Annotated in this window: 20 protein-coding genes; 16 read left to right on the forward strand and 4 right to left on the reverse strand. The window is 64.3% G+C overall.

The genetic code is table 11. From position 1 onward, the window contains the following. Window positions 1–167 precede the first annotated feature (167 nt). The 5 genes from HU763_RS00705 (at window position 168) to HU763_RS00725 (ending at window position 4,392) form a co-directional block, all read left to right on the forward strand. Window positions 168–509 carry a tryptophan synthase subunit beta gene (locus HU763_RS00705; RefSeq protein ID WP_170027728.1) on the forward strand — a complete coding sequence of 114 codons (342 nt, stop codon included), beginning with the start codon at window positions 168–170 and terminating at the stop codon, window positions 507–509. Window positions 510–707: 198 nt separating this feature from the next. Beyond that, the gene (locus tag HU763_RS00710; RefSeq protein WP_186687798.1) at window positions 708–1,607 is read left to right on the forward strand and encodes a TauD/TfdA dioxygenase family protein; all 900 of its coding nucleotides are present in this window, start codon (window positions 708–710) and stop codon (window positions 1,605–1,607) included. A gap of 17 nt (window positions 1,608–1,624) precedes the next feature. Next, a complete protein-coding gene (locus tag HU763_RS00715) occupies window positions 1,625–2,644 on the forward strand; it encodes an ABC transporter substrate-binding protein (protein WP_186687795.1) in 1,020 nt (339 codons plus the stop codon). 6 nt (window positions 2,645–2,650) lie between these two features. After that, entirely contained in the window at window positions 2,651–3,514 is an 864-nt protein-coding gene (locus HU763_RS00720) for an ABC transporter ATP-binding protein (RefSeq protein WP_186687792.1), read from the forward strand. A 14-nt stretch (window positions 3,515–3,528) separates the two neighbouring features. Then, on the forward strand, window positions 3,529–4,392 hold the full coding sequence (locus tag HU763_RS00725; RefSeq protein ID WP_186687789.1) for an ABC transporter permease: 864 nt from the start codon (window positions 3,529–3,531) through the stop codon (window positions 4,390–4,392). 53 nt (window positions 4,393–4,445) lie between these two features. Here the strand turns inward: HU763_RS00725 and HU763_RS00730 are convergent, their stop codons facing one another. Beyond that, on the reverse strand, window positions 4,446–5,006 hold the full coding sequence (locus HU763_RS00730; RefSeq protein ID WP_186687779.1) for a WCX domain-containing protein: 561 nt from the start codon (window positions 5,004–5,006) through the stop codon (window positions 4,446–4,448). Window positions 5,007–5,213: 207 nt separating this feature from the next. Here HU763_RS00730 and HU763_RS00735 point away from each other — a divergent pair, with 207 nt between their 5' ends. The 7 genes from HU763_RS00735 to HU763_RS00765 all read left to right on the forward strand — a co-directional run bounded on the left by HU763_RS00735 (window position 5,214) and on the right by HU763_RS00765 (window position 13,316). Then, window positions 5,214–6,008: a tetratricopeptide repeat protein gene (locus tag HU763_RS00735; protein WP_186687777.1), complete on the forward strand. Its 795-nt coding sequence runs from the start codon at window positions 5,214–5,216 to the stop codon at window positions 6,006–6,008. A 139-nt stretch (window positions 6,009–6,147) separates the two neighbouring features. Continuing rightward, the gene (locus HU763_RS00740) at window positions 6,148–6,600 is read left to right on the forward strand and encodes a MarR family winged helix-turn-helix transcriptional regulator (protein ID WP_186687775.1); all 453 of its coding nucleotides are present in this window, start codon (window positions 6,148–6,150) and stop codon (window positions 6,598–6,600) included. Next, a complete protein-coding gene (locus HU763_RS00745) occupies window positions 6,597–8,684 on the forward strand; it encodes an FUSC family protein (RefSeq protein WP_186687773.1) in 2,088 nt (695 codons plus the stop codon). The genes HU763_RS00740 and HU763_RS00745 overlap by 4 nt, the downstream gene beginning before the upstream one ends. Continuing rightward, the gene (locus HU763_RS00750) at window positions 8,681–8,893 is read left to right on the forward strand and encodes a DUF1656 domain-containing protein (protein ID WP_114169105.1); all 213 of its coding nucleotides are present in this window, start codon (window positions 8,681–8,683) and stop codon (window positions 8,891–8,893) included. The genes HU763_RS00745 and HU763_RS00750 overlap by 4 nt, the downstream gene beginning before the upstream one ends. After that, window positions 8,890–9,765, forward strand: a complete 876-nt coding sequence (locus HU763_RS00755; RefSeq protein ID WP_186687770.1) for an efflux RND transporter periplasmic adaptor subunit — start codon at window positions 8,890–8,892, stop codon at window positions 9,763–9,765. The genes HU763_RS00750 and HU763_RS00755 overlap by 4 nt, the downstream gene beginning before the upstream one ends. Next, window positions 9,762–11,180 carry an efflux transporter outer membrane subunit gene (locus HU763_RS00760; protein ID WP_186687767.1) on the forward strand — a complete coding sequence of 473 codons (1,419 nt, stop codon included), beginning with the start codon at window positions 9,762–9,764 and terminating at the stop codon, window positions 11,178–11,180. The genes HU763_RS00755 and HU763_RS00760 overlap by 4 nt, the downstream gene beginning before the upstream one ends. Before the next feature lie 192 nt (window positions 11,181–11,372). Beyond that, complete coding sequence (locus HU763_RS00765) at window positions 11,373–13,316, forward strand: FTR1 family protein (RefSeq protein ID WP_186687764.1); 1,944 nt, start codon at window positions 11,373–11,375, stop codon at window positions 13,314–13,316. A 152-nt stretch (window positions 13,317–13,468) separates the two neighbouring features. Here HU763_RS00765 and HU763_RS00770 read toward each other — a convergent pair whose 3' ends face one another. Together HU763_RS00770 and HU763_RS00775 are read right to left on the reverse strand one after the other, a co-directional pair. Continuing rightward, the gene (locus tag HU763_RS00770) at window positions 13,469–13,714 is read right to left on the reverse strand and encodes a TIGR02647 family protein (protein ID WP_170027740.1); all 246 of its coding nucleotides are present in this window, start codon (window positions 13,712–13,714) and stop codon (window positions 13,469–13,471) included. 69 nt (window positions 13,715–13,783) lie between these two features. Continuing rightward, window positions 13,784–14,086 (reverse strand): hypothetical protein, encoded by a 303-nt coding sequence (locus HU763_RS00775; RefSeq protein ID WP_186687761.1) that lies wholly within the window; start codon window positions 14,084–14,086, stop codon window positions 13,784–13,786. A 148-nt stretch (window positions 14,087–14,234) separates the two neighbouring features. Here HU763_RS00775 and HU763_RS00780 point away from each other — a divergent pair, with 148 nt between their 5' ends. Then, window positions 14,235–14,897, forward strand: a complete 663-nt coding sequence (locus HU763_RS00780) for a glutathione S-transferase (RefSeq protein ID WP_186687759.1) — start codon at window positions 14,235–14,237, stop codon at window positions 14,895–14,897. Between the two features lie 120 nt (window positions 14,898–15,017). Here HU763_RS00780 and argH read toward each other — a convergent pair whose 3' ends face one another. Then, window positions 15,018–16,412 carry an argininosuccinate lyase gene (argH, locus tag HU763_RS00785; protein ID WP_186687757.1) on the reverse strand — a complete coding sequence of 465 codons (1,395 nt, stop codon included), beginning with the start codon at window positions 16,410–16,412 and terminating at the stop codon, window positions 15,018–15,020. Between the two features lie 298 nt (window positions 16,413–16,710). On the opposite strand from argH, the gene HU763_RS00790 reads away from it, so the two are divergent. From HU763_RS00790 to HU763_RS00800, 3 genes are all read left to right on the forward strand, one after another. After that, complete coding sequence (locus HU763_RS00790; protein ID WP_186687755.1) at window positions 16,711–17,454, forward strand: LytR/AlgR family response regulator transcription factor; 744 nt, start codon at window positions 16,711–16,713, stop codon at window positions 17,452–17,454. A gap of 199 nt (window positions 17,455–17,653) precedes the next feature. After that, on the forward strand, window positions 17,654–18,595 hold the full coding sequence (hemC, locus tag HU763_RS00795; RefSeq protein ID WP_186687753.1) for a hydroxymethylbilane synthase: 942 nt from the start codon (window positions 17,654–17,656) through the stop codon (window positions 18,593–18,595). Next, window positions 18,592–19,359 (forward strand): uroporphyrinogen-III synthase, encoded by a 768-nt coding sequence (locus HU763_RS00800; protein WP_200627151.1) that lies wholly within the window; start codon window positions 18,592–18,594, stop codon window positions 19,357–19,359. The genes hemC and HU763_RS00800 overlap by 4 nt, the downstream gene beginning before the upstream one ends. Window positions 19,360–19,375 lie beyond the last annotated feature (16 nt).

Here is a 19,375-nt window from a genome sequence, read left to right on the forward strand (position 1 = left end):
TGGTGCGCTATTGGGCTGCCCTGCAGCCCAATAGCCAGCTGGCACGCTCCCTCAGATCTTTCCCGCAACCCTGCGACAGCGCATACTCTGGCGCCGTGCCTGCGCGCCCGGCAATCTTTGCCTATGCTGCTGCCTACCAACAAGGAACCAATGTGACGAGGGACGCCATGTTCTATGTGCAACGCGATGCTGCCGGCCAGTTGCGGCGGGTAGAGGCAGCCGCTTTCGACGAGTTCACAGAAATGCTCCCTGCCGACCATGCCGATATCCAGGCCTGGTTCGCCGACGACATTGTGGAAAACAGCCTCAACCAGCTCAAGCAAAGCGACCTCGACATGATCCGGGTGCTCGAGGACCTGATCGACGTGCTGACTGCCAAGGGGGTCTTCAAGATCACCGACCTGCCTCCCGGGGCGCAGGCCAAGCTGCTTAATCGCTCCACGGCGCGCAAGGCGCTCAGCAGCCTGAACAACCTTATCGAAGAAGAAGAGCAGGGCGGCCTGATCTGATCGGGGAATAGGCAAACGCCAGTGCTATGGTTATTCATTAAAGATATTTAAATTATAGGTTTTATGCCTTTATAGTCGCTTCCACTGCGTACCCGTCGACCAATCGGCGCGCCGCACGACTTGAATCCACACGGGAAATCCCCGTGCGTTTCTGATCGTTGCGCGCCATTGACGTCGCGCACTGCGTGGGAGTTAAAAATGTCAGCCGCCTCGAACGCCTTGTCGATCATCGACAGCGCCCAGCCGCAACGCTTCGAAATCCGCCCGTTCTCCGCTGCCACAGGCGCCGAAGTCATCGGCCTGGACCTGGCTCAACCGGTCAACACCGAAGATTTCGCCCGTATCCACCGCGCCCACCTCGACCATCATGTGCTGGTGTTTCGCGACCAGCGCATCAGCCCCGAGCAGCAGATCGCCTTCAGCCGCCGTTTCGGCGAGTTGCAGATCCACGTGCTCAAGCAGTTCCTGCTAGCCGGCCACCCCGAAATCCTGATCGTTTCCAACATCATCGAGGATGGTCGCAACATTGGCCTGGGGGATGCCGGCAAATTCTGGCATTCGGACCTGTCGTACAAGGAACTGCCAAGCCTCGGCTCCATGCTGCATGCCCAGGAGCTGCCCATCGAGGGCGGCGATACCCTGTTCGCCGACATGCACAAGGCCTGGGACGCCGTCCCCGAAGCCTTGCGCAAGGTGGTCGAGGGGCGCAGTGCCGCGCACTCCTACACGGCCCGTTACGCCGAGAACAAGTTCGAAGGCAACTGGCGCCCGACCCTGACCGCAGAGCAGTTGGCGCAAGTTCAGGAAGTCATCCATCCGATCGTCCGTACCCACCCGGAAAACGGCCGCAAGGCGCTGTTCGTCAGTGAAGGCTTCACCACCCGCATCGTCGGCATGCCAGACGACGAAAGCCGCGAGGTGCTGCTACAGCTGTATGCCCTCAGCGTGCTGGAACAGAACATCTACCGCCACCAGTGGCAGCCCCACGACCTGGTGTTCTGGGACAACCGCTCGTTGATCCACCTGGCCACCGGCTGCCCAGCAAACCTGCGCCGCAAGCTGTACCGCACCACTATCCAGGGCGATGCCCCGTTCTGACCACTGAGGAACCCAACATGCGCAAATCCATCAGCCGCCTGGCGGCAAGCATCGGCCTGGGTGCGAGCCTGGTTGTCGGCAGCCTGGCCGCTCCTGCTGCGGCGCAGGCAGAAGGCAAGATCCGCATTGCCGAACAGTTCGGTATCGTCTACCTGCTACTTAACGTGGTGCGGGACCAGCACCTGATTGAAAAGCACGGCAAGGCGCAGGGCATCGACATCGAAGTCGACTGGGCCCAGCTATCCGGTGGTTCGGCCATCAATGACGCTTTGCTGTCCGGCTCGGTGGATATCGCCGGCGCTGGCGTCGGCCCGTTGCTGACGGTTTGGGACCGTACCCAGGGCCGGCAGAACGTCAAGGCTGTGGCCTCGCTGGGCAACTTCCCGTATTACCTGGTCAGCAGCAACCCCAACGTCAAGACCATCGCCGACATCTCCGACAAGGACCGCATCGCCGTGCCGGCGGTAGGCGTTTCGGTGCAGTCGCGCTTCCTGCAGTACGCTGCCGCCCAGCAATGGGGTGACAAGCAATACGACCGCCTCGACAAGTACACCCTGGCCGTGCCGCACCCGGATGCCACTGCCGCGCTGCTGGCCGGCGGCACCGAGCTCAACGGGCATTTCTCCAACCCGCCGTTCCAGGACCAGGTGCTGGCCAACAAGGCCGTGCACGTGGTGCTCAACAGCTACGACCTGCTCGGCCCCAATTCGCCGACCTTGCTGTTTGCCACCGAGAAATTCCGCAAGGACAACCCCAAGACCTACAAGGCCTTCGTCGATGCGCTGGCCGAGGCTGCCGACTTCGCCCAGAACGACAAGGCAGCGGCTGCCGACACCTATATCCGCGTGACCAAAGCCAAGATCGACCGCGACACGCTGATCAAGCTGATCGACAACCCGCAGTACGAATTCACCATCACGCCAAAAAACACCTACAAGCTGGCCGACTTCCTCTATCGGGTGGGCGCCATCAAGCACAAGCCGGAATCGTGGAAGGACTATTTCTTCCAGGATGAACGCCCGCTGCAGGGGAGCTGACCGATCATGACCGCCCCTTTGCCAGGCCGCACGGCCAGCAACCTGAGCCATGTCGCTACGCCGCCTTTGCTCAAGGTGGACAACCTCAGCCTCGAATACCGTACCGCGCAACGCGTGGTGCGGGCCACCCACCAGGTCAGCTTCGAAGTCGACCGTGCCGACCGGTTCGTGCTGCTCGGCCCCTCTGGTTGTGGCAAGTCCACCTTGCTCAAGGCGGTGGCTGGCTTCATTTCGCCCCAGGAAGGGCAGGTGCTGTTGCAGGGCCGGGCGGTCAATGGCCCGGGCCCCGATCGCATCGTGGTGTTCCAGGAATTCGACCAGTTGCCGCCCTGGAAGACGGTGAAGCAGAACGTCACGTTCCCGCTGCTGGTATCGGGCCAACTCAAGCGCGCGGAGGCCGAGGAGCGGGCGCTGCATTATCTGGACAAGGTCGGCCTGGCCGCCTTCGTCGATGCCTACCCGCACACCCTGTCGGGCGGCATGAAGGCCCGCGTGGCCATCGCCCGGGCCTTGGCCACGCAGCCGAAGATCCTGCTGATGGATGAGCCGTTTGCCGCACTCGATGCGCTGACCCGACGCAAGATGCAGGAAGAACTGTTGCTGTTGTGGGAGGAGGTGCGCTTCACCTTGCTGTTCGTCACCCACTCCATCGAAGAAGCGCTGGTGGTCGGCAACCGCATCCTGCTGTTGTCGCCACACCCTGGGCGGGTACGGGCCGAAGTGCACAGCCACCAGTACGACCTGGACAGCCTGGGCGGCAACGACTTCCAGGCCAGTGCCCGGCGCATCCACCGTTTGCTGTTTGACGAAGCGGGCGCGCCGGAACCGGCTGGTGAGCTTGGCTTCAACGATATCCGCATCGCCTACTGACAGGAGCTTCAGCCATGACCACTACACCTGTACGCCAGGAATACGAGGTGCAACTACAGCCCCTACTCAGTGTGCCCGTGCAACGTCAACTGCCGTTGCTGCAGCGCCTGTGGCAGCAAGGCTGGTTGCGCAAGGCGGTCATCCTGCTGGTGATCGTCGTGCTCTGGGAGGCCGTGGCCCGCTACCAGGCCAACGACCTGTTGCTGCCAAGCTTCGTGCAAACCGCCGTCGCCTTGTGGGATGGCCTGTTCAGCGGTGAACTGCCAGCCAAGGTCGGCGTCTCGCTGGTGATTTTGCTCAAGGGTTATGTGCTGGGCATCGTCCTGGCCTTTGGCCTGACCAGCCTGGCAGTGTCGACCCAGTTGGGCCGTGACCTGCTGGGCACATTGACCTCGATGTTCAACCCGCTGCCGGCAATTGCCCTGCTGCCATTGGCCTTGCTCTGGTTCGGGCTGGGTGACAACAGCCTGATCTTCGTGCTGGTGCACTCGGTGCTATGGGCGTTGGCGCTCAATACCTATGCCGGCTTCCTCGGCGTGTCGGAGACGCTGCGCATGGCCGGTCGCAATTATGGCCTGAAGGGGCTGCGGCTGGTGCTGCACATCCTGGTGCCGGCGGCGCTGCCGTCGATCCTGTCGGGGTTGAAGATCGGCTGGGCATTTGCCTGGCGCACCTTGATCGCCGCCGAGCTGGTGTTCGGTGCCAGCAGCGGCAAAGGTGGGCTGGGCTGGTACATCTTCCAGAACCGCAACGAGCTTTACACCGACAAGGTATTCGCCGGGTTGGCGGTGGTGATCCTGATTGGTCTGCTGGTGGAAGGGCTGGTGTTCAATACCCTGGAGCGGCTGACCGTGCGGCGGTGGGGGTTGCAGCGCTAACGGTAAGCCGGTACCGGTGCCTCGCGGCTTCACCCGCGAGAGGCCGGTACCGGCTATGAATTCTGGTACTGCGCAGCCGCATTGTTGAGTATTCTGCCAATCTCTTCCCGCAGGCCGGTAGGCTGCTCGACCACCACCCCATCGCCATGGCTCAACAGCCACCAGCGCAGCGGCCAGCCATCACTCACCGTGGCCCGCATCCGATGCCCGTGTTCCAGCGCCGTCAGTTGCATGTCACTACTCAGCGGCGCATCGCGCAATTGCCGCGCCAGTGCATCGCTGATCCGTGCCACCAACTCGACCCCCTCACCCCGTGCCGGTTGCAGCGCGTCGCCGCGCAGGTGCGTCAGCAGATCGAAATTGCCGCGCAATTCGCCCACCGCGCTCGCCGACCAGTGCCAGCCAAACGGGATGCTCTTGTCATTGCGCTCCAGCGGGAATATCAGCGACAGCTCATTGAGGTCGCGTTCGACGGTACGTTTGCTGACAGTGAAGCCTACGTCACGCAGGCGCCAGACCAGCTCGGCGCTGGTAATGCCTGGAGAGCGGCTGGGCAGCTGGCGCAGCAGCGCCCACTGACGGCTGAGGGTGGCGCGGGTAGTGGCGAACGGCAAAAGGTAACGTCCTTGTCTAGGCTTGCCGCAATAGGATGGCGGCAGGCGTGGGGCATGGCAATTGGCCACAGCCTGCTCAGATCAAGGAAGTCGCATTTGGTTGCCAGGTGCCGATTCGTTCGCGACAGGTTTTGACGTGTCGTCACGCAGAATCACGCCTCATCACAGCCGAAGGTTGGGGTTGTGCGTCGTTCAATGAGGATGAACATGTCTGCTGCCAGCAATATCCATTCGCTGCTTGCCCGTCTCCTGCCCGAGCGGGTCATCGCCCCACCGATTGCTGTCGGGAGGCGACAGCGGTTGTTTGCCGGGGTAGGGCTGCCCAGCCAGCGCTCGCTACTGATCAGCCGCCTGGACGAGGCCAGCGACGTGCAGGCGGTATATGCCGACCTGCGCCGCCAGGCGCTGCAAGGCAACGTGGCGGCGCTCAATGACCTTGGCTGGATCTGGCTCAACGGCAAGTACTGGCGTGCCGATACCGTGCTGGCCGGCCACCTGTTGCGCATGGCCGCCCTGCAGGGCAGTGCCGCGGCCTGGTTCAACCTCGGCCAGCAGCATTACTTCGGCAAAGGTATCGAACCCTCCTATGTACAGGCGGCAGAGTGCTACCGCCAGGCGTTCGAGCGCGGCCTGTTGCATGCCGCCGCTGCGCTGGGCGACCTGTACGAGGAAGAAGTGTGCGACGGCGACCTGCAGTGGCAGGTCGACCTGGTGCAGGCCTACCAATGGTTCCTGCGCGGTGCCGAGCGGGGCGAGGCACGTTGCCGTTTCGAGGTGGGATACCGGTTGATGCACGGGCTGTACGTGGAAGCCGATATCAAGGCGGCGCTGTACTGGCTGGAGCTGGCGGCAGCGGCGGGCGTGGTGCAGGCCGCCGAAGAGCTGGCAGTGCACTTCAGCAACCGTGACGAGGTGCGGTACCAGGAGTGGCGCGACCGGGCAGTACAGATGGGCAGCACATTGGCCTTGACCATGAAGCTGGAAGACCAGATTCAGCCCTGAGTCGTTCTGCTCAGGCCGGTACTGACAACAGGCATGAACAACATTTCACCCAGGCTATCCGTCACCGCTGGTTGACGACAGGGGGAGGGCCAAGCGTATATTGATAGTTAGCAAACTATGAATATCCTTGGTTTCTTCAATGTCCCTTGATCTCCTGCGCCTGCAAGTCAGCAGCGGCATGGTGGTCGCCGCCCGGCATTGGCGGCGCATCTGCCACACCGCCCTGACCGGCTACGGCATCTCCGAAGCCTGCGCCACGCCCCTGCTGATGATCGTGCGTCTGGGCGACGGTGTGCACCAGGTTGCCGTGGCCCAGGCTGCGGGCCTGGAAAGCCCGTCGTTGGTGCGCCTGCTCGACCAGTTGTGCAAGGCTGGCCTGGTATGCCGCAGCGAAGACCCGCTGGACCGCCGTGCAAAGGGCCTGAGCCTGACCGCCGAAGGCCGCGCCCTGGCCGAGTCCATCGAAGCCGAACTGGTGCGCCTGCGCCGTGAGGTGCTGCAGCATATCGACCAAGCTGACCTGGAAGCCGCCTTGCGCGTGTTGCGTGCCTTCGAAGCTGCCGGCCTGGGCAGCACAGGCGAGGCCGCATGAACGGTTTCTTCAGCTCGGTGCCGCCGGCGCGCGACTGGTTCTATGGCGTGCGTACCTTCGCCGCCTCCATGATCGCCCTGTACATCGCCCTGCTCATGCAGCTGCCGCGCCCCTATTGGGCCATGGCCACGGTGTACATCGTCTCCAGCCCCTTCCTCGGGCCAACCAGCTCCAAGGCCCTGTACCGTGCCCTGGGCACCCTGCTTGGTGCCGGTGGCGCGATCTTCCTGGTGCCGCCGCTGGTACAGTCGCCATTGCTGCTGAGTATCGCCATCGCCTTGTGGACCGGCACCTTGCTGTTCCTTTCGCTGAATCTGCGCACCGCCAACAACTACGTGCTGATGCTGGCGGGCTACACCTTGCCGATGATCGCCCTGGCGGTGGTCGACAACCCATTGGCAGTGTTCGACGTGGCGTCTTCCCGTGCCCAGGAAATCTGCCTGGGTATCGTTTGCGCGGCAGTGGTCGGGGCCATCTTCTGGCCGCGTCGGCTGGCGCCAGTGGTGGTCGGTGCCACCACTACCTGGTTCAGCGAGGCGATCCGTTACAGCGATACCTACCTCGCCCGCCAAGCCAGCGCCGACCAGGTGGGTGGCCTGCGCGGCACGATGGTCACCACCTTCAACTCGCTGGAACTGATGATCGGCCAGCTCGGCCATGAAGGTGCCGGCCCGCACACCCTGAAGAATGCTCGCGAATTGCGCGGGCGCATGATCCACCTGCTGCCGTTGATCGACGCCCTCGACGACGCCCTGGTCGCCCTCGAAGGCCGTGCTCCGGAGAAATTCGCCCAGATGCGACCGCTGCTGGAGGCCGCCCGCGAATGGCTCAGGGGCACCGCCGACAGCGCTTCGCCCGCCCGCTGGGCCGCCCTGCACGAGCAGATCGAGCGCCTGCAGCCCGGCGCCGCAGCCCTCGACCAACGTGCCGAGCTGCTGCTGTCCAACGCCCTGTATCGCCTTACGGAATGGGCCGACCTCTGGCAGGACTGCTGCAGCCTGCAGCACGCCTTGCGCAGCGACGATGCCAAACCCTGGCGCGCGGTGTACCGCCACTGGCGGCTGGGCCGCCTGACAGCGTTCTTCGACCGCGGGTTGATGCTGTATTCGGTAGCCTCTACCGTGCTTGCGATCATTGTCGCCTGCGGCCTGTGGATCGGCCTGGGCTGGAACGACGGGGCCAGCGCGGTGATCCTTGCTGCCGTGTCGTGCAGCTTCTTCGCTGCGATGGACGACCCGGCGCCGCAGATCTACAGGTTCTTCTTCTGGACGCTGATGTCGGTGATCTTCTCCAGCCTGTACCTGTTCCTGGTGCTGCCCAACCTGCACGACTTCCCGATGCTGGTGCTGGCGTTTGCCGTGCCGTTCATCTGCGTCGGCACCCTGACCGTGCAACCGCGCTTTTACCTCGGCACCTTGCTGACCATCGTCAACACCTCGACCTTCATCAGCATCCAGGGTGCCTACGACGCGGATTTCTTCACCTTCCTCAACTCCAACCTGGCCGGCCCCGTCGGCTTGCTGTTCGCCTTCATCTGGACCCTGGTGATGCGCCCGTTCGGTGTGGAGCTGGCGGCCAAGCGCATGACCCGCTTCGCCTGGCGCGACATCGTCGAAATGACCGAACCGGCCACCCTTGCCGAACACCGCCACGTGGGTGTGCAGATGCTCGACCGCCTGATGCAGCACCTGCCGCGCCTGTCGCAGACCGGCCAGGACAGTGGCGTGGCACTGCGCGACCTGCGCGTAGGGCTCAACCTGCTGGACCTGCTGGCCTACATGCCGCGTGCCGGCCAGCAGGCCCGTGAGCGCCTGGGCACCGTGATCGAGGAAGTCGGCGCGCATTACGCCGCCTGCCTGCGCGCTGGTGAACGCCTGCATGCGCCTGCCGCGCTACTGCGCAACATGGAGCGCGCGCGCCTGGCGCTGAACCTCGATGAGCTGTACGAGCGCGGCGATGCCCGCACCCACCTGCTGCATGCCTTGAGCGGCCTGCGCCTGGCGCTGTTGCCGGGTGTCGAGGTGATGCTCGAACCCGCCGAACAGCCGCAATTGCCCCCCGGACTCGACGGAGCGCCCCTGTGATTGGTGAACTGGATATCAGCGGGGTATTCCTGCCCACGCTGCTGGTGATGATGTTTGGCACCTACCTGCTGTTCCTCGGGGTGCACGCGGTGCTGGTGCGCGTGCATTTCTACCGCCTGGTCTGGCACCGGGCGTTGTTCAACGTTGCCTTGTATGCCGTGCTGCTTGGCGCGGTGGACCACTTTTGCCGAAACCTGATGCTGCCATGAAAAAACCTTTGCTGACCCTGGGCCGTGTGGTCCTGACCTTGCTGGTAGTGAGCTTCGCCGCCGTGCTCGTGTGGCAGATGGTGGTGTACTACATGTTCGCCCCGTGGACCCGCGACGGCCACATCCGCGCCGACGTGATCCAGATCGCCCCGGACGTTTCCGGGCTGATCCAGAAGGTCGAGGTGCGCGACAACCAGACCGTCAAGCGCGGCGATGTGCTGTTCACCATCGATCAGGACCGCTTCACCCTGGCCCTGCGCCAGGCCAAGGCGACCCTGGCCGAGCGCCAGGAAACCCTGGCCCAGGCTACCCGCGAGGCGCAGCGCAACCGCAAGCTGGGCAACCTGGTGGCGGCCGAGCAGCTGGAAGAGAGCCAGTCTCGCGAAGCCCGTGCCCGCTCGGCGGTCAGCGAAGCGCAAGTGGCAGTCGACAGCGCCCAGCTCAACCTCGACCGTTCGGTGGTGCGCAGCCCGGTGGACGGCTATCTCAACGACCGTGCGCCGCGTAACCATGAATTTGTCACTGCTGGCCGGCCGGTGCTGTCGGTGGTCGATAGCGCCTCGTACCACGTCGACGGTTACTTCGAAGAAACCAAGCTGGGCGGCATTCACATTGGCGATGCCGTGGATATCCGGGTCATGGGCGACAACACCCGCCTGAGCGGCCATGTGCAAAGCTTTGCTGCCGGTATCGAAGACCGCGACCGCAGCAGCGGGGCCAACCTGCTGCCCAACGTCAACCCAGCGTTCAGCTGGGTGCGCCTGGCCCAGCGTATTCCGGTACGCATCGCCTTCGACGAGGTACCAGAGGACTTCCGCATGATCGCCGGGCGAACCGCCACGGTGTCGATCATCGAGGGCCAGCGGCCATGAAACAGCTGATGCTGGCTGGCCTGTGCCTGTCGCTGGGGGCCTGCATGATGGTTGGCCCCGACTACCAGGTACCGAAGGATGCCGCGGTGCAGCGCAGCGACCTCAATGGCCCGTTGCGCCAGGATGCTGACAGCGTGGTGTCGACGCCGGTGCCTGAGGACTGGTGGCAGTTGTATCAGGACCCGCGGTTGAACGAGCTGGTGCGCCAGGCCCTGAGTGCCAACAGCGAACTGCGTGTGGCCGCTGCCAACATTGCCAAGGCCCGCGCGCAGGTCGAAGTGGCTGAGTCGCAAGGCGGCTTCAACGGCGGCGTCAAACTGGGTGCCCAGCGCCTGCAGGAGTCTGGCGAAGCCTTCCTGCTGCCCGAGAAAGTACCGGTGGCGAATATTGGTGAGGCGATCATCAGCGCCTCGTACCAGTTCGACCTGTGGGGTACCTTCAAGCGCGGCACCGAGGCCGCCAAGGCCAATGCCGATGCTGTGCAGGCCGCAGCCGATACCGCCCGCATCACCTTGGTGGCAGACGTGGTCAAGGCCTATACCCAGGTTTGCTCGGCCAACGAGGAATACCATATCGCCCGCGAGTCGCTCGACCTGCAGGAACAAAGCGTCAAGCTCACCCAGCGCTTGCGTGATGCCGGCCGTGGCGATGAGACCCAGGTCACCCGCTCGCAGACCCAGTTCAAGTCCTTGCGCGCGGAGCTGCCACGCTTCAAGGCCGAGCGCGAGGCCGGCCTGTACACCCTGGCGGCGTTGTTGGCCAAGCCGGTGGAGCAACTGCCTGCCGGCACTGCCGATTGTGCCGAACTGCCGCACCTGAGCCAGCTGCTGCCCGTCGGCGATGGCGCAGCCCTGCTCAAGCGCCGCCCCGACGTACGCCAGGCCGAACGCCAGTTGGCTGCGGCCACTGCCAACATCGGTGTGGCCACCGGCGCGTTGTACCCGGATATCAGCATCGGCGCCCAGGTCGGCACCATCGGTATCCTCGAGAACCTTGGCGAGCCCTCGACCAACCGCTGGGGTTTTGGCCCGCAGGTCAGCTGGAGCATCCCCACCAATGGCACCCGTGCTCGCATCCGCATGGCCGAAGCCTCGACCCAGGCGGCCTTGGCTAACTTCGATGGGGTGGTGCTGAACGCCATCCGCGAAACCCAGACTCGCCTGGCGCAGTACAGTGCCTTGCTGGACCGGCGCGATGCGCTGGCCGAGGCGGAGCGGTCGGCCAAGGACGCGGCCGACCAGACCCACCGCTATTACCAGGCGGGGCGTGAATCGTTCCTGGCGGACTTGCAGGCAACGCGGACTTATACCGACATGCGCGCGCAGTTGGCGGCGGCCAATAGCCAGGTGGCGTTGGGGCAGATTGGTGTGTTCCTGGCGTTGGGTGGGGGGTGGAAGGAGGCTGGGAGGCGCTGAAGTTGCGGGGTGTTTGACGGGAGATCGGGGGAGGGCAGGCATCCGTCAGGCCCACCCAATCCCCCGCCAGGCACCTCAAGATCCACGGCATTGCCCAGCCGTCATGCCTTTCCCTCACTTCGTCTGATTTGTAGCAAGATTTTTCATGAAATCCGTCCGACACCCTTGAGAGAAGCAAAGTGGAAGTGAACAATGTTCTCTTTCGCATTTCCCTCGAGACTGGCCATGAATACCCGTTCCCGTCTGCTTGCCTGGCTGCCTGCTTTGGTGCTGGGCCCGGTGCTGGCGCTGTGCAGTACCCTGGCGCTGGCCGAAGCCCCCGCCGAGGCTACCAAGGCGCTGCACCTGCTCGACTATATAGGCGCCGACTACCCGCCGACCGTGGAAAACGGCAAGGTCATCGACGACGGCGAATATCGCGAACAGCAGGAATTCAGCACTGTGCTGGCCGACCTGATCAAAGGCCTGCCTGCGCACGCCGAGCAAGCGGCCCTGGAGCAGGGCGTGCAGGCGTTGCGCCAAGCCATCGACCAGCGCCAGGATGGTGCAGCGGTAGCCAAGCAGGCCCGTCAGCTGGGCGCACGTCTGGCAGTGGCCTACGAGGTCAGCCAAGCCCCGGTGATCACCCCGGACCCGGCCCGTGGCGCGGCGCTGTATGCGCAAAACTGCTCGATCTGTCACGGCGACACCGGTGCCGGCGACGGCCCGGCTGGCGTGGGCCTGGAGCCGGCACCCGCCAACCTGCGCGATGTCGCGCGCCTCGACCAGTTGAGCTTGTTCGACCTCTACAACACCTTGGCCCTGGGTATCGACGGCACCGAGATGCCGTCCTTCGCCGACCAGCTGGATGATCGCCAGCGCTGGGACGTGGCCGCCTATATCGCCGGCTTTACCGCCAAGCCGGAAGCCGGCAAAGGCGACAAGACCTGGAACATTGCCGACCTGGCCCGCCAGACCCCGGCCGAAGTCGCCGCCAAAGAGGGCGATGCCGTCGTCGAGGCGTTCCGCGCCCAGCGCGCGCAGCCACCCCAGGTCAAGCGTGGCCCGGCGCAATTGCTCGAATACACCGCCAGTACCCTGGACAAGAGCCTGGCTGCCTACCGTGCAGGCGACCATGACCAGGCCTACGACCTGTCGGTGGCGGCCTACCTGGAAGGCTTCGAACTGGTGGAAAGCTCACTGGACAACATCGATACCCTGGCGCGCAAGGACACTGAAAAATCCCTGATGGCCTACCGCCAGGCGCTGCAGGACGGTTTGCCCGTCGCCCAAGCCGAGCAACGCCTGGGCGAAGCCAAGGCCAAGCTCGAGCAGGCAGCCAAGCTGCTGGGCAGCAATGGCTTGAGCTGGTCGTTGAGCTTTGTGTCCGGTTTGCTGATCCTGCTGCGCGAAGGCCTCGAGGCGATCCTGGTACTGGCGGCGATCCTGGCCTTCCTGCGCAACACCGGCCAGCAGTCGGCGGTGCGCAGCGTCAACATGGGCTGGGGCCTGGCGCTGGTGGCCGGCTTCGCCACCTGGGCCTTGGCGGCCTATGTGATCGACGTGGGCGGCGCCCAGCGTGAGCTGCTGGAAGGCTGTACGGCGCTGTTCGCCGCGGTGATGGTGCTGTGGCTTGGTGTATGGATGCACGATCGCCGCCACGCCGCCGCCTGGCAGGATTACATCAAGAGCAGCCTGGTCAGTGGCGGTGGGCGTTTCGGCTTTGCCGTGCTGGCGTTCTTCTCGGTGTACCGCGAACTGTTCGAGGTGATCCTGTTCTACGAGACCCTGTGGCTGCAGGCAGGCCCAGGCGGGCACCAGGCGGTGCTGGCGGGTGGTGCTACGGCGCTGGTGCTGCTGGTGGGGTTGGCCTGGGTGATCCTGCGGGGCTCGGCCAAACTGCCGTTGTCGCTGTTTTTCAGTATCAACGCCGGGTTGCTGTGCGCCTTGTCGGTGGTATTCGCCGGGCATGGCGTGAAGGCACTGCAAGAGGCCGGGGTGCTCGGTACGCGGCCAGTGGCGTTCTTCGAGTTCGATTGGCTGGGGATCCACGCCGATGCCTACTCGCTGTCGGCGCAGGCTGTGGCCTTGCTGGCCATCGTATTCCTGTACGGGCGCTCGCGCCTGGCGGAAAAGCGCCGGGCAGTAGCACACTGAAGGCATATACGGACCGCCTGTAGGAGCGGCCTTGGATCGCGATCGGGCCGCCAGGCGGCCCCCGGATTTCAGCCACGCTGCACTCATTGCCGGGGCCGCCTTGCGGCCCGATCGCGACACAAAGCCGCTCCTACAGGCATTGCTGCAATCTGTCAGGCCGGCTGTGGCGCCTTGAGGATGTTCTGCAACAGCTGGACACTTTCGACGGCGTCATGACCCAGGCTGGTCAGGTAGCCGCCATCAGGTTGATCGGTCAGCCCCTTTTCATGCAGGCGCTGCGCGGCGGCAACCAGGGCAGGCGAGGCGTTCTTGTGAATCTTGATGCCTTCCTGGCTGCTGTCGTGTTTGAACAGCGCGAGCACTTCCAGTTCAGCGATCAGATCGGGGGTGAAGGACATGGCGACTCCTGACTTCCAGACAAGGATGGCGGCACCAGTGGCGGTGCCTGATCCTGGAGTGTAGACGGGTTATTCGTCGTCGCCTTGATCCATCTCAGGCGGCAACTCCGGCAGCGCTCGCAGCGCGCTTTCATACCACTCGCTGTCGAACGCGCGGTCTTCCACCAGCATGTTGTCGATCTCGAAGGCCAGCACATGGGCCATCAGGTTGAGAATGTCTTCGCGCGCATAGCCGACCAGGGTCAGCTTGTTGAAGGTGGCCTTGGCCGCAGGCGGCTCGCCGCTTTCGATCTGGTTTTCGATGGCCTGGGTCAGCGTCGCCTCGGCGAAGGCTTCGTCGTCGTCATTGTCGATGTCGGTGGGCTCGCTCATGGCGGTACTCCTGTGATGGGATGCACAGTGTGCCACGCCTGCGACGGCAATGCCCGGGCATTGACGGGGCGCATGACACTGGTCAAGGGGCTGGCGATCGGTCTATAAAAGCCAGGCCAACCCCTTACGGCCTGGAGGCTGTTACCTCATGCTCAAGCTTCACGGATTCGCGGTCAGCAACTACTACAACATGGTCAAGCTGGCCCTGCTGGAAAAAGGCCTGCCCTTCGAGGAGGTCACCTTCTATGGCGGCCAGGCGCCGCAGGCGCTGGATGTGAGCCCACGAGGCAAGGTGCCGGTGTTGCAGACCGAACATGGCTTCCTCAGCGAAACCAGCGTGATCCTCGACTATATCGAGCAAACCCAGGGCGGCAAGGCGCTGCTGCCGGCCGACCCGTTCGGGCAGGCCAAGGTGCGTGAGCTGCTCAAGGAAATCGAGCTGTACATCGAGCTGCCGGCGCGTACCTGCTACGCCGAATCGTTCTTTGGCATGGCGGTGGAGCCGCTGATCAAGGAAAGGGCGCGTGCCGACCTGCTGGCCGGGTTTGCCACGCTCAAGCGCAACGGCCGCTTCGCACCCTATGTGGCGGGTGAGCAACTGACGCTGGCAGACCTGATGTTCTGCTTCTCGGTCGACTTGGCCTGCGCCGTGGGCAAGAAAGTGCTGAACGTCGACTTCCTGGAAGATTTCCCCCAGGCCAAGACCTTGCTCGGGCTGATGGGCGACAACCCGCACATGGCGCGGATCGTGGCGGACAAGGCGGCGGCGATGCCAGCCTTCATGGAGATGATTCGCAGCGGCAAGCGCTAGAAGCCAGAAGCTGCTTCACAGCCCAAAGCGACACAAGGCCGCTCCAGCAGCGGGTACCCGAACCCCTGTAGAAGCGGCCTTGTGTCGCGATGGGCCGCACAGCGGCCCCAAGTCCAGGGCTTAACGCGAAGCCAGCAGCGCCTTGCCGCGAGCCACTGCCGCACGCACCTGCGCCGGTGCGGTGCCGCCAATGTGGTTGCGAGCATTCACCGAGCCTTCCAGGGTCAGCACGGCAAACACGTCCTGCTCGATCTGGTCGCTGAACTGGCGCAGTTCATCCAGGCTCATCTCGGCCAGGTCCTTGCCGGTGTCCACACCATATTTCACCGCATGCCCGACGATCTCGTGGCAGTCACGGAACGGCAGGCCACGGCGTACCAGGTAGTCGGCCAGGTCGGTGGCGGTGGAGAAGCCGCGTAGGGCCGCTTCACGCATGATGGAGTGCTTGGGCTTGATTGCCGGAATCATGTCGGCAAAAGCACGCAGCGAGTCGCGCAGGGTATCGGCGGCGTCGAACAGCGGCTCCTTGTCTTCCTGGTTGTCCTTGTTGTAGGCCAGCGGCTGGCCTTTCATCAGGGTCAGCAGGCCGGTCAGGGCGCCGAATACACGGCCGCTCTTGCCACGTACCAGTTCTGGCACGTCGGGGTTCTTTTTCTGCGGCATGATCGAGCTGCCAGTGCAGAAGCGGTCTGGCAGGTCGATGAACTGGAACTGCGCACTGGTCCACAGCACCAGCTCTTCGGAGAAGCGCGACAGGTGCATCATCGCCACGCTGGCTGCAGCGCAGAATTCGATGGCGAAGTCACGGTCCGACACGCCGTCCAGCGAGTTGCCGGCCACGGCTTCGAAGCCCAGCAGCTTGCAGGTCAGTTCACGGTCGATCGGGTAGGTGGTACCGGCCAGGGCGGCGCTGCCCAAAGGCATGCGGTTGGCACGCTTGCGGCAGTCGACCAGGCGCTCGTAGTCGCGGCTGAGCATTTCGAACCAGGCCAGCAGGTGGTGGCCGAAGGTAACCGGTTGCGCCGTCTGCAGGTGGGTGAACCCGGGCATGATGGTTTCGGCTTCACGCTCGGCCTGTTCCAGCAGGCCCTGCTGCAGGCGGGTGATCTCGGCCAGGATCAGGTCGATCTCGTCACGCAGCCACAGGCGGATGTCGGTGGCCACCTGGTCGTTGCGGCTACGGCCGGTGTGCAGCTTCTTGCCGGTGATGCCGATGCGGTCGGTCAGGCGTGCCTCGATGTTCATGTGCACGTCTTCGAGGTCGACGCGCCAGTCGAAGGTGCCGGCCTCGATCTCACCCTGGATGGTCTTCAGGCCATCGATGATGGTGTCACGCTCGGCGTCGCTGAGCACGCCGACCTGCGCCAGCATGGTGGCGTGGGCGATCGAACCCATGATGTCGTGGCGGTACAGGCGCTTGTCGAAATCGACCGAGGCGGTGAAACGGGCGACGAAGGCGTCGACGGGCTCACTGAAGCGGCCGCCCCAGGACTGATTGGTCTTGTCGGTGCTCATGGATTCACTCATTGCAGGCGTGAACGAAAGAAGTGGCGCGGATGATAGCAGGGTTGTGCGGGGCGCCGCAGGGCGCTGGTCGAGAGAAATGCAAGGGAAAACGCCGAACAACGATTTCATGGAATGAACGGCAGTGTTCCACGGACCGTCTACAGTTGGACAGAGGACTGGCAGTGAATCTGCCTGCCGAGTGAATCTTTGGCCATCGCACCGGTCTAGAGCCTGACCGCAGTGTCGCTCGAACCATACCTGTCTACGCTATACCTGTGCGAGACTCATTCAGGAATCCAGCGCAATTATGAATGTCCTGATCGTTGATGACGAACCCCAAGGCCGTGAGCGCCTCAGCCGCCTGCTCGGCGAGCTGGAGGGATACACCGTGCTGGAGCCTAGCGCCACCAACGGCGAGGAGGCCCTGGCGCTGATCGAAAGCCTGAAGCCCGATGTGGTCCTGCTGGACATCGGCATGCCAGGCCTGGACGGCTTGCAGGTCGCTGCTCGCCTGTGCGAGCGCGAGGCGCCGCCGGCGGTGGTGTTTTGCACCGGGGACGATGAATATGGTGCCGAGGCGTTCAAGGACAGTGCCCTCAGCCATGTGACCAAGCCTTTCCAGGCGCAGGCCTTGCGCGATGCCTTGCGCAAGGCCGAAAAACCCAATCGCGCGCAGTTGGCCGCGCTCACCCGGCCGGGCAGTGAAGGTGGCGGCCCGCGCAGCCACATCAGTGCCCGCACCCGCAAAGGCATCGAGCTGATCCCTTTGCCCCAGGTTATCTATTTCATTGCCGACCACAAGTACGTGACCTTGCGCCACGAGGCCGGCGAAGTGCTGCTCGACGAGCCGCTGAAGGCCCTGGAAGACGAGTTTGGTGAACGTTTCGTGCGTATCCACCGCAACGCACTGGTTGCCCGTGAACGTATCGAACGCCTGCAGCGCACCCCGCTGGGGCATTTCCAGCTGTACCTGAAGGGCCTGGACGGCGATGCCCTTACCGTCAGCCGACGCCATGTCGCCGGCGTGCGCAAGATGATGCAAACCCTCTGATACGGCACCCGCATGGCAAGGGCTGCGCCCTTGTTCGCGGCTGAAGCCGCTCCCACAGGTCCGGCATTGCCCCGTCGAGCGGCACTGTAGCTTGTGAGAGCGGCTTAAGCCGCGAAGAGGCCCTCAACTGATCCACATCTGCTAGCGATAGCGGCGATGCTGTTATCATCGGCAGCATTTCTCTGGATCGGGGCGTTTCATGTCCACTCGCGAAATCCGCATCGCCACCCGTAAAAGTGCCTTGGCCCTGTGGCAGGCCGAATACGTCAAAGCCCGCCTCGAGCAGGCCCACCCCGGTCTGCTGGTGACCCTGGTGCCCATGGTCAGCCGCGGTGACAAGCTGCTCGACGCGCCCCTGGCGAAAATCGGCGGCAAGGGCCTGTTCGTCAAGGAACTGGAAACCGCCCTGCTGGACAATGAAGCCGACATCGCCGTGCATTCGATGAAGGATGTGCCCATGGACTTCCCCGAAGGCCTGGGCCTGTACTGCATCTGCGAGCGCGAAGACCCGCGTGATGCCTTCGTCTCCAACCGCTTTGCCAGCCTCGAAGCACTGCCGGCCGGCAGCATCGTCGGCACCTCCAGCCTGCGCCGCCAGGCCCAGCTGCTGGCGCGCCGCCCCGACTTGCAGATCCGGTTCCTGCGCGGCAACGTCAACACCCGCCTGGCCAAGCTGGATGCCGGTGAGTACGACGCCATCATCCTCGCCGCTGCCGGCCTGATCCGCCTGGGCTTCGAAGACCGCATCACCTCCACCATCAGCGTCGAGGATAGCCTGCCGGCGGGTGGCCAGGGGGCGGTGGGCATCGAATGCCGCAGCGCCGACCGCGAGATCCACGCATTGCTGGCACCGCTGCACCACGTCGATACCGCCGACCGGGTGGTGGCCGAGCGCGCCCTGAACAAACGCCTGAACGGCGGCTGCCAGGTGCCGATCGCCTGCTACGCGGTGCTGGAAGGTGACCAATTGTGGCTGCGCGGCCTGGTCGGCCAGCCCAGCGGCGGCACCCTGCTGGTGGCGGAAGCCCGCGCACCCCGTGGCAACGCCGAGACGCTTGGCGTGCAGGTCGCCGAAGAGCTGCTGGGGCAGGGCGCCGAGGCCATCCTCAAGGAAGTCTACGGCGAGGCCGGCCACCCGTGAGCCCCTGGCGCCTGTTGCTGACCCGGCCTGTCGAAGACTGCGCAGCGCTGGCGCAAAGCCTGGCGGCGGCGGGGGTGGGCAGTAGCTGCCTGCCGTTGCTGGCGATCGAACCGGTTGCCGTGGATAACCGCCAACGCCAATTGCTGGAAGGCCTGTCGGGCTTCCAGGCGATCATCGTGGTCAGCAAGCCGGCCGCCAGGTTATTGCTCGAACAACTGGCCGAGGCCGGCCTGCAGCCGCCACGGCAAGGCTGGTTCACCGTGGGCGAGGCGACTGCGGCGGTGTTGCAGGCGGCGGGCCTGGAAGTGAACGTCCCATCGGCCGGCGATGACAGCGAAGCCTTGCTGGCGCTGCCAGCCCTGCGCCGGGCTGTGGCCGTGCCGACGCCGCGCATCTTGATCGTGCGCGGGGTCGGAGGTCGCGAACTGCTGGCAGAGCGTCTTGCAGAGCAAGGTGCTAGTGTCGATTATCTGGAACTGTATCGTCGTTGCCTGCCGGTTTACCCGCCGGGCACCTTGATGCGCCGCATCGAAGCGGAACGCCTCAATGGCCTGGTGGTCAGCAGTGGGCAGGGTTTTGAACACTTGCAGCAGATGGCCGGCGCCGATTGGCCGCAGCTGGCGCGCCTGCCGCTGTTCGTGCCCAGCCCGCGGGTCGCCGAACAGGCCAGGGCCGCCGGGGCCCAACAGGTTGTGGATTGCCGTGGCGCCAGTGCCACGGCCTTGCTGGCAGCCGTGCAGCGCAGCGCTGCACCTGCCTCCTAAGGCGCTAAGCTGAACG

Origin of the sequence: Pseudomonas anuradhapurensis (assembly GCF_014269225.2) — a bacterium.
GTDB lineage: Bacteria > Pseudomonadota > Gammaproteobacteria > Pseudomonadales > Pseudomonadaceae > Aquipseudomonas > Aquipseudomonas anuradhapurensis.